Source organism: Pseudoalteromonas sp. SK18, from assembly GCF_001974855.1.
Lineage (GTDB): Bacteria > Pseudomonadota > Gammaproteobacteria > Enterobacterales > Alteromonadaceae > Pseudoalteromonas.
This window is the reverse complement of the sequence record NZ_MTQB01000013.1, coordinates 97,465-107,089: the sequence shown is the minus strand read 5'-3', so window position 1 is coordinate 107,089 and position 9,625 is coordinate 97,465. Positions and strand designations below refer to the sequence as shown.

Sequence of the window (9,625 nt, the reverse complement as noted above, 5' to 3'; positions counted from 1 at the left end):
ATTTCAGTTTTGACTTGTTCAATGAGTGTATTCATGACTTACCTCCAAGTTATGGGATAACCCCAAGGTAAGTGTGGCTCAAATGATAAGAATAGGATCTCCGCGTAGCGGCTTAGTTCAACAATTTTATAGTGCGCTCATCGCGCATATTTCTGCCAACGATACGCTCATGTATTTTATAAATCATTTTTACCAAATAACTTAACACATTGCTATATATAATTTTTTATTAGCACTCAAACTCTCAATAAAAGAGAAAATGCGCTCGCCGCTCATTTTCTTGAATATGTGTGCATCACAACTATACTGTATATAAAAACAGCACTATTATTGGTAATAGTATGAAAACACGTTCCCCATTTTTAAATTACATAGCTGAATATATGCTAGTTCGTCAATATTCATTACGCACCGTAGATACCTACCTAAGATGGATTGCATCTTATATCCATTTTCATAATAAACGCCATCCCGCCTCAATGGGGGACAATGAAGTCGAACGCTACTTAGAACATTTAGTGTTAAAGCAAAACGTTGCACCACGTACGCAAGCCACCGCACTCAATTCATTGTCATTTTTATACAAGCACATAATAAAAAAAGAACTCTCATTAAATTTAAATTTTGCCCATAGTAAAAAACAAGCAAAGCTCCCTGTGGTTATGACCCCAGAGGAAGTTAAAATGTTGATGGCTCATTTAAATAAGCGCTATTATTTAATTGCAGCCCTCATGTATGGAAGTGGCTTAAGAGTAATGGAAGCGGTGCAATTAAGGGTGAAAGATATTGATTTTGATTATAAATGTATTCAAGTATGGAATGGAAAAGGTAATAAACACCGCATTGTTACGCTGGCCACAGAGCTAATACCTATGCTGAGAAATCAAATTTTGAACGTTGATGACTATTTAAAACTGGATTTAAATAATACGGAATATTCTGGCGTATGGATGCCATATGCTTTAACAAAAAAATATCCAAGTACCGCAAAATCGCTTGCGTGGCAGTATTTATTTCCTTCTCATATATTAAGTTCAGATCCTCAAAGTGGTGAAATAAGACGACATCATTTTCATCACTCTTGTATTAGAAAAGAGGTTAAAAAAGCCGTCCAGAAATCAGGATTAACAAAAATAATAACACCTCATACATTAAGACAATCTTTTGCTACTCATCTACTGCAAAATGGCGCCGATATAAGAACTGTTCAAGCTCAGCTTGGCCATTCTGATGTTAAAACCACACAAATATATACCCATGTACTGCAACAAGGTGCCAACGGGGTTGTTAGCCCTTTTTCAAGATTATAAGCGTCTCTTTTTAATCCTCTACGCATACATATTCGCTTTAAGACCAATACCGCTATCTATTTCTACTTTGAAAAACATAAAAAAGCCCCGCTTGATGTTACTCAAGCAGGACTCCACACTAATTTTGTATCAATAAAAGCGCCTAAACTGCAGGCGCTTTGCATTATTGAATTTTACTGGTTAACCACGCTTTTAAGCGGATTAACTGGCTGTGCGTTGTCGTCTAGGATGTTCATATCGAAGTCGAACTCATCAACACGAATCGCTTTTTCACGCTTTTTGTTGTAATCACTTAACTGAACAAATTCAGCGTCGTTAATTACTTTTGCAGCAAGTGCATTTTCAAGTGTGATTGAAAAACGCGTGCCCGGCTTAAAGGTTTTAGCACGTAGCGCTTTTTTCACTTTTGCTAATAGCTCAAGTGACGCCATTTTAGCTTTGTAAGCTTGCTCGTTGATGTGATGACCATCACCTTCAATTGGCTTAACTAAATGTGTTATTTGCGCTTTAAATGCTGTATCAAGCTGAGCTTGTTTTGCTAATTCACGAATTAAATCATCGCTAATTTTTGGCATTTTAGTTGAGTAGTTCATAGTAATGAAACGAATGAACTTACGAGTACCACTTGCAGGGAAGTTGTCTAAGAACTTGTGCAATGCTTCTTCTGCACTTTGTAGTGCAAAACGAGTCGCATAATGGAAGTAAGGAGCCGCTTGCTCACGCTCGCTGCTTGCTACTTTTTGCTCGTAATACTTAATAGATGCCATAGCTGCGTACAAGAAGCTCATTACATCGCCTAAACGTGCTGAAAGCATTTCAGCTTGTTTTAATTTACCGCCAAGTACTAGTAATGAGAAGTCAGCATATACAGCTAATTTAGCTGATAGTTTATGTACTGCTTTTTCGTAGTCACGTACTTCTGGTAATGCTGAGTTTGCACTCGCGGTAAACGGTAGCACACCTAAGCGGAAGGCTCGTAAGCTGTTTGCTGTGCTGTAACCAATTGTTTTACGTAAAATACCGTTAAATTCTGCATCTGCGTTTTTGTCATCGCTGTGGATAGACTCAACCATAGATTGTAGGTATGGGTGACAACGCATAACACCTTGACCAAAGATCATCAGGTTACGAGTAAGAATGTTTGCGCCCTCTACCGTAATGGCAATTGGCTGCGCCACATAACCACTAGCAAGCGTGTTTTGAGGACCATTCTGAATTGCTTTACCCGCTTGAATATCCATTGCTGAGTCAAGCACATCACGGCCAAGCTCTGTCATATGATATTTAGCGATTGCAGTTACTACCGATGGTTTTAAGCCCATGCCTAAACCTTCAGTTGTTAATACTCGCATTGCTTCTTGTAGGTATGTTTTACCTGCAATGTCAGCTAGCTTTTCTTGAATACCTTCAAATTGACCAATTGATAAACCAAACTGTTCACGCACTGCTGCGTACTCAGAAGCTGATTTAAATGCAACTTGTGCTGTACTTACACCCAATGCTGGTAATGAAATACCACGACCTGCGCCTAAACAGCTAACTAGCATTTGCCAACCGCGACCGATGTTTTTCTGACCACCGATAATAAAGTCCATTGGTACAAATACTTTGTTACCACGTGTAGTACCGTTGTAAAAACGAATACCCATAGGATCATGACGGTTACCAAGTTCTACACCAGGGTGCTCTTTTGGAATAAGGGCACAGGTAATACCTAGGTTTTCTTTACCACCTAGTAAACCATCTGGGTCAACTACTTTAAACGCTAAACCAAGTACAGTAGCAATTGGTGCGAGTGTAATGTAGCGCTTGTCCCATGTAATTTCTAGGCCAAGTACTTCTTCACCGTTGTACATGCCTTTAGTTACGGTACCTACATCAGGAATACCGCCTGCATCAGAACCTGCTTCTGGGCTGGTTAATGCAAAACATGGAATGTCTGTACCATTTGCTAAACGTGGTAAGTAATGTGCTTGTTGCTCCTCTGTACCGAAGTGAAGTAGTAACTCACCTGGGCCTAACGAGTTTGGTACCATTACAGTTACCGCAACAGCTGAACTTTTCGTTGCAATAGTACCTACAATTGTTGAGTTAGCGTATGGGCTGAACTCTAAACCGCCAAACGATTTAGGGATGATCAGCGAGAAGAAACGCTCTTTTTTCAAAAACTCTAAAATGTCGTTTGGTAAATGAATACCATTTTGAATGACCGAATCATCAATCATGCCTAGTAGTTCTTGTACTGGACCGTCTAGAAACGCTTGTTCGTCTGCGGTTAATTTTGCCGCAGGTACATCGCGTAGCGCGCTAAAATCTGGTTTACCTTGGTAGATAGACCCTTCTAGCCATACATCGCCAGCGTCTAGCGCTTCTTGCTCAGTAACTGAAATACTTGGTAATACTTTTTTTAATTTTGTACGTAAACTCATAACGAACTCATCCGACCAGATAAATAATACCTACATTACGTCATAAAAATCGGTTTAGATCAATTACTCTATTCAATTAATTAACAGTTTTTGCAATTTATTTTCTTTACCTGAACGTAAACTGTTGAAATAAAAAGGCTTACACTTGTACGCTGAATTATTATTTTTTTTGTAAAAAATTTAATAATTCAGACTTATATCGCCGTAAATACAGATTTGGCAAGAAAGTAGAAACAAAAAAAAAACGCAGCCTAAAATTAGGCTGCGTTTTTTAATACGAGAATTTAGGTGAAATTAGCTTACTTTAACCACCTGCTTACCAGTAAAACCACCTGCTAACTGGTTGTTTAAGGCGCTAGATACGGCCTGTGCGTTAAAATCAACAGCTAGAATTTCAGGGTGCTTTATATCGCCATTAGAGACCGTTTCAAGCAACAAATTACCCATAAAACTCATACGCTGCTGCGCACATAGGCTGTTGGCTAACCACGCTCCGCCTAAAGAGACAATACTAATATTAGGCGCACGCCTAAACATTAACTGCTGTTCAAACTTAGGCAGTGGATTTAAACAAGCAATACGACCGCAAAAACGCATCAGTTCGATATTTTGAATGGTCGATTCCCCGCCCATAATATCAATAATGGCATCAAATCCTTGTGGTCCTAACTCTCGGCGAATTTTGTCACACAAGGTTTTGTCGTTGTAATCAAAGACGACATCAGCGCCCAGCTGCTTAACCAATTTGTGGTTACGCTTTGAGGCTGTTGTAAATACATCGGCACCACGTTGTTTAGCAAACTGAATAGCAAATTGCCCTACTGCACCTGCCCCGCCTTCAACAAAGAGCGTATCGCCTTCACTTACTGCTAATTTATCTAAGCTGATCAGCGCCGCCATTCCGGCACAGGGTAAAGTTGCTGCTTTGTCACTGGCTAATTGCTTGGGAATGATAGACACCGCATAATTAGGTACTTTTGCGTATTCGCTCAACACCCCTTGCTCACCAATACTGGCATGCCACATTACACGCTCACCCACACCAGGAAATACACCTTTACCCGCTTTAACCACCACACCCACTGCATCTAAGCCTAAAACATGCGGATATTGCCACAGACAAAAGCCAGATTTAGCAAATTGCGCATCCACCGGATTTAAACCAACATACTCCACTTTTACTAACAGCTCATTACCTGTGCATTGAGGCACAGGTAATTGAATATCCGTTAAGTTAATATCCTCATTAGGCTCTATTAAGGCAATAGCCTGCATAGATGAAGGAATAGTATCTGGGTTTGTAACTACAGTATTAGGCATCAAAAACTCTACTAGTTAGTATTACTTAACGCGTAACTCCATCGTCCATTAAATGACTGGTAAGCATTTACCTTAGCAAGTAACGATGAAATAGTTGAATCAACGGCATTTTCTTGTGCTATTAAAACATCCTGACGTGCATCTAACAACTCTAAGTAAGGAATTTGCCCTTCTTCATACATTGCTTGTGCTTGTAAAAATGCTTTATTAGCAAACTGATACCGCTGCTCAGCAAAACGCGATTGCTGTGCTTGATTGACCAAGTATTGCAATGAAAGTTCACTCTCGTTAATCGCTTTTAACACCACTTGTTGATAGTCAGTATAAGCTGCTTGGCTTAAAAACTGCTGCGCATCACGCTGAGCCAACAAAGCAGGATAACTTAATAAAGACCATTGTACTTGTGGTGCAACTTGCCACTGCTGTTGGGTGTCGCTAAAACCATTACCGCCCAAACTTAGCACGCCTGCAAAACCACTTAAGCTGATATCGGGTAATAGAGCTTTACTGGCTGCCACACTTAAACTATTTGCTTGGCTAAAGTCATATAATGCTCGGCTAATATCGGGCCGTAGTGCAATCGCTTGATTTGGCTTTGCTAGTGACACTTGAAATGCCTTGCTCAATATAGCGCGTTCATCTTTAATGCTCAGTGATTGCGTTGGTTGTGCACTTAATACCGCCAGCGTAGATAAGTCACGAAACTTAGCATATTCAATCGCCGGAATGAGCGCTTGTTGCTGCCTAAGTTGCGCCATGGTGCGGTTTAAATCAAGCTCATTTGCCACACCTTCATCTACTTGCGCCTGCAGCACTTGAATGCTTTGTTCAAGTGCTTCTATTTGCATTTCAATAATTTGTTGCTTTTGCAAGTTGCCCTGATAGCTGGCAAACCCTTTAACCACAGATGACACAATTTCAATTTGTAATAGCCTAACTTGCTCTGCTTGGCTCATAGCTTGTGAATTTGCGGCATCAACGAGTGCAGTTATTCGACCAAATAAGTCGAGCTGCCAATCAAGTGCTACATTTGCACTTGACTGTCGGCTATTAGTATCGCCTAGTCCACTTCGTTTAGCTCCAACCTCAACACCGCCTTGCGGTAAGTATTGTGCTTGTTGTTCACCAATACGTGCCAACGCACTTTTAAGCACTAACTGACTCGTTTGTAAGTCGTAGTTATTAGCTAATGCGTTACTAACAAGCTGGTTTAATTGCGCTGAACCTAACTTGTACCACCAGTTTTGCTCATCTTCACCAACATACTGTTCTGCCGATATTGCTTGGGCAACAAACTCGTTTACTTGTTGTTGCTCAGCTGCTGTATCCATTTTGCTCGCACAGCCAGATAACACTGCAATTGCTAACACAGAGCCTAAAAATGCCGGCATTTTAAATTTGTTTAAATGTAATTTAGTCATTTGAAGACTCCTCAGCGCGCTGCTTCTTTACCACCAGCATGTAAAACACTGGCGTAAATAATAGCCCAAATACAGTCACTCCAATCATACCTGAGAATACAGCGTTACCCATGGCATGACGCATTTCAGCCCCTGCGCCGGTTGCCAACACTAACGGTATAACACCCGCAGTAAAGGCAATTGAGGTCATTAAAATAGGACGTAAACGCATACGACACGCTGCCAACATAGCCTCAAGGTGCGATAATCCGGTATCGTGTTTATCTTTGGCAAATTCCACCATTAAAATGGCGTTTTTAGAGGCCAATGCCACCAATACAATTAACGCTATTTGGGTAAATATATTGTTGTCTGAGCCTACAAACCACACTCCTAATAACGCAGAGAATATAGTCATAGGTACAATTAAAATAATGGCCAATGGTAAACGTAGGCTTTCATACTGTGCAGCCAGTACCATAAACACTAGCAATACCACCAGTGGGAACACGTACACCATAGTATTGCCGGCAAGTACTTGCTGATACGTTACCTCAGTCCACTCATATTCAATACCAGTAGGTAGCGTTTTCGCCAATACATTTTCAATCGCTGTTTGCGCTTGGTCTGAGCTGTAACCTGGCGCTGGGCTGCCGTTAAGTTCAGCACTTGGGTAACCGTTGTAGTGCATAACACGATCAGGGCCTATAGTTGGCGTTACCGTAAGCACTGAGCCTAGTGGCACCATATTACCTGCACGATTACGTACTTTTAGGTTTAGTATTTGCTCTGGGTCTACCCTAAATTCAGCATCTGCTTGAGCATTTACTTGGTAGGTACGACCAAACATATTAAAGTCGTTTACATACACTGAGCCTAAATAAATCTGCAATGAGTTAAATACTTCATCAAGCGCAATACCTTGGATAAGTGCTTGTTCGCGGTCAATATCAATATCCATTTGCGGTACTTGAATTCTAAAGCTTGAATACAGCCCCATTAACGCCGGATCTTTTTGCGCCGCAGCAATCACTGATTGCAAGCTATTAAATAATGCTTCAAAGCCTTTGTTTGCTCTATCTTCAATTTGCAGTTTAAAGCCACCTGTAGTGCCTAATCCTTGAATTGGCGGTGGCGGAAATACAGCCACAAACGCTTCATCAATTGCCGCAAAACGCTGATTTAACTGCGCCGCAATAGCCGAAGCCGACATACTCGGATCGGTACGCTCTGCAAAAGGCGCCAATGGTGTAAACACAATGCCGCTATTAGGGCTATTAGTAAAACCATTTACAGATAGGCCTGGAAACGCCACAGTGTTTGCAACACCTGGAACCTCGAGCGCTATTTGCTGCATTTGTTTTACTACCGCTTCAGTTCTGTCTAAGCTTGCTGCATCTGGTAGCTGCGCAATGGCAACTAAGTATTGCTTATCTTGCTGTGGTATAAAGCCACCAGGTACCGCGTCAAACAGCTTAATCGTACCGCCAACTAAAGCAACATAGGCAACCATTACCACCACGCTCATACGAATAAGCTTTTGTACTAGCTTTTCATACCCTGTTGCACCACGGTTAAACAGTCGATTAAATGGCTTGAATAACCAGCGACCAAATAACTTATCTAATAAGCGGGTAAACGCATCTGGCTTAGCGTCGTGCGATTTTAACAATAAGGCTGCTAGCGCCGGTGACAATGTTAGTGAGTTAAACGCTGAAATAACCGTTGAAATAGTTATGGTTAAAGCAAATTGCTTATAAAATTGCCCAGAAAGTCCAGTAATAAAGGCGGTTGGAATAAATACCGCACACAATACTAATGCAATGGCAATAATTGGGCCGGTTACCTCTGTCATTGCAACGCGTGTTGCTTCAAGCGGCGATAAGCCGTTTTCTATATTTCGCTCAACATTTTCGACCACTACAATCGCATCATCAACCACAATACCTATAGCCAGTACTAAACCAAATAGCGATAAGGTATTAATAGAAACACCAAGCCACTGCATTACAGCAAAAGTACCAATGAGTGAAACTGGCACAGCTATAAGCGGAATAATAGATGCGCGCCACGTTTGTAAGAATACAATAACTACAATAACAACCAATGCGATTGCTTCAAGCAATGTCGCTATTACCGCATCAATAGAGCCACGAACAAACACAGTTGGATCATAAACAATGTCGTATTCAACACCTTCAGGAAAATCTTTCGATAAACGTGCCATGGTTTCACGCACCTGATCTGAAAGCTCAATTGCATTTGAACCCGGGCGTTGAAATATTGGCATTGCCAATGCGGGTTGATTATCAAGTTCAGCACGCAGTGAGTATGAGTCTTGACCTAAGTCAACACGCGCCACATCTGACAAACGCGTAAGTTGCCCTTGCTCACCTACTTTAATAATAACCTGCTTAAATTCTTCAATGCTATTTAGGCGGCCTTTCACGTTTAATAAAATTTGAAATTGGCTATCGTTAGAGATTGGTTGAGCACCTAAGCTACCCGCTGCAACTTGCTGATTTTGAGAGCGCAAAGCAGCCACAACATCGGTTGCTGTAAGCTCACGTGCTGCTAATGCATCTGGATTTAACCACACACGCATAGCATATTTACCACCACCAAATAACTGAATATCACCCACGCCAGGTAAACGTGCTATTTCATCTTTAATGTTTAAATCGGCATAATTTGATAAATACGCCGTATCATGGCTATTTTGGGGTGAATATAAATGCACCACCATGGTTAAATCGGGTGATGACTTTTCAGCTACTACCCCTAAACGCTGCACCTCTTGTGGTAAACGCGGTAATGCACTATTTACTCGGTTTTGCACTTGTACTTGAGCACGGTCTAAGTCCGTACCTAAGGCAAATGTTACCGTTAAGGTCATGCGCCCGTCACTGGTTGCTTGTGAAAACATGTATAGCATGTTTTCAGTGCCGTTTATTTCTTGCTCAAGCGGCGTTGCCACTGTTTGTGCAATAACCGTTGGGTTTGCGCCCGGGTAACTGGCTGTTACTACCACGGTGGGTGGCACAACTTCTGGGTATTCACTAACGGGCAGTTGAAATAAAGAAATGCCACCCGCAATCAAAATAATCAGCGACAGCATAGCCGCAAAAATCGGTCGCTGGATAAAAAAGTGTGAAAATTTCATTTA

General features: G+C 41.3%; 5 protein-coding genes. 1 reads left to right on the top strand and 4 read right to left on the bottom strand.

Annotation, left to right across the window (positions count from 1 at the left end; genetic code table 11):
- Positions 1-341: 341 nt before the first annotated feature.
- Positions 342-1,310, top strand: a complete 969-nt coding sequence (locus BW139_RS11295; RefSeq protein WP_076919725.1) for an integron integrase — start codon at positions 342-344, stop codon at positions 1,308-1,310.
- Positions 1,311-1,483: 173 nt separating this feature from the next.
- Here BW139_RS11295 and BW139_RS11290 read toward each other — a convergent pair whose 3' ends face one another.
- The 4 genes from BW139_RS11290 to BW139_RS11275 all read right to left on the bottom strand — a co-directional run bounded on the left by BW139_RS11290 (position 1,484) and on the right by BW139_RS11275 (position 9,622).
- A complete protein-coding gene (locus tag BW139_RS11290) occupies positions 1,484-3,739 on the bottom strand; it encodes an acyl-CoA dehydrogenase (protein WP_076919724.1) in 2,256 nt (751 codons plus the stop codon).
- 294 nt (positions 3,740-4,033) lie between these two features.
- Positions 4,034-5,059 carry a zinc-binding dehydrogenase gene (locus tag BW139_RS11285; protein ID WP_076919723.1) on the bottom strand — a complete coding sequence of 342 codons (1,026 nt, stop codon included), beginning with the start codon at positions 5,057-5,059 and terminating at the stop codon, positions 4,034-4,036.
- Between the two features lie 11 nt (positions 5,060-5,070).
- On the bottom strand, positions 5,071-6,480 hold the full coding sequence (locus tag BW139_RS11280; RefSeq protein WP_076919722.1) for a TolC family protein: 1,410 nt from the start codon (positions 6,478-6,480) through the stop codon (positions 5,071-5,073).
- Positions 6,473-9,622 (bottom strand): efflux RND transporter permease subunit, encoded by a 3,150-nt coding sequence (locus BW139_RS11275; protein WP_054201232.1) that lies wholly within the window; start codon positions 9,620-9,622, stop codon positions 6,473-6,475. The genes BW139_RS11280 and BW139_RS11275 overlap by 8 nt, the downstream gene beginning before the upstream one ends.
- Positions 9,623-9,625: the final 3 nt, after the last annotated feature.

What these genes read in the sequence shown, in the direction of transcription:
- BW139_RS11295 (WP_076919725.1), top strand. Translation starts at nt 342, where the DNA reads ATGAAAACACGTTCCCCATTTTTAAATTACATAGCTGAATATATGCTA.
- BW139_RS11290 (WP_076919724.1), bottom strand. Translation starts at nt 3,739, where the DNA reads ATGAGTTTACGTACAAAATTAAAAAAAGTATTACCAAGTATTTCAGTT.
- BW139_RS11285 (WP_076919723.1), bottom strand. Translation starts at nt 5,059, where the DNA reads ATGCCTAATACTGTAGTTACAAACCCAGATACTATTCCTTCATCTATG.
- BW139_RS11280 (WP_076919722.1), bottom strand. Translation starts at nt 6,480, where the DNA reads ATGACTAAATTACATTTAAACAAATTTAAAATGCCGGCATTTTTAGGC.
- BW139_RS11275 (WP_054201232.1), bottom strand. Translation starts at nt 9,622, where the DNA reads ATGAAATTTTCACACTTTTTTATCCAGCGACCGATTTTTGCGGCTATG.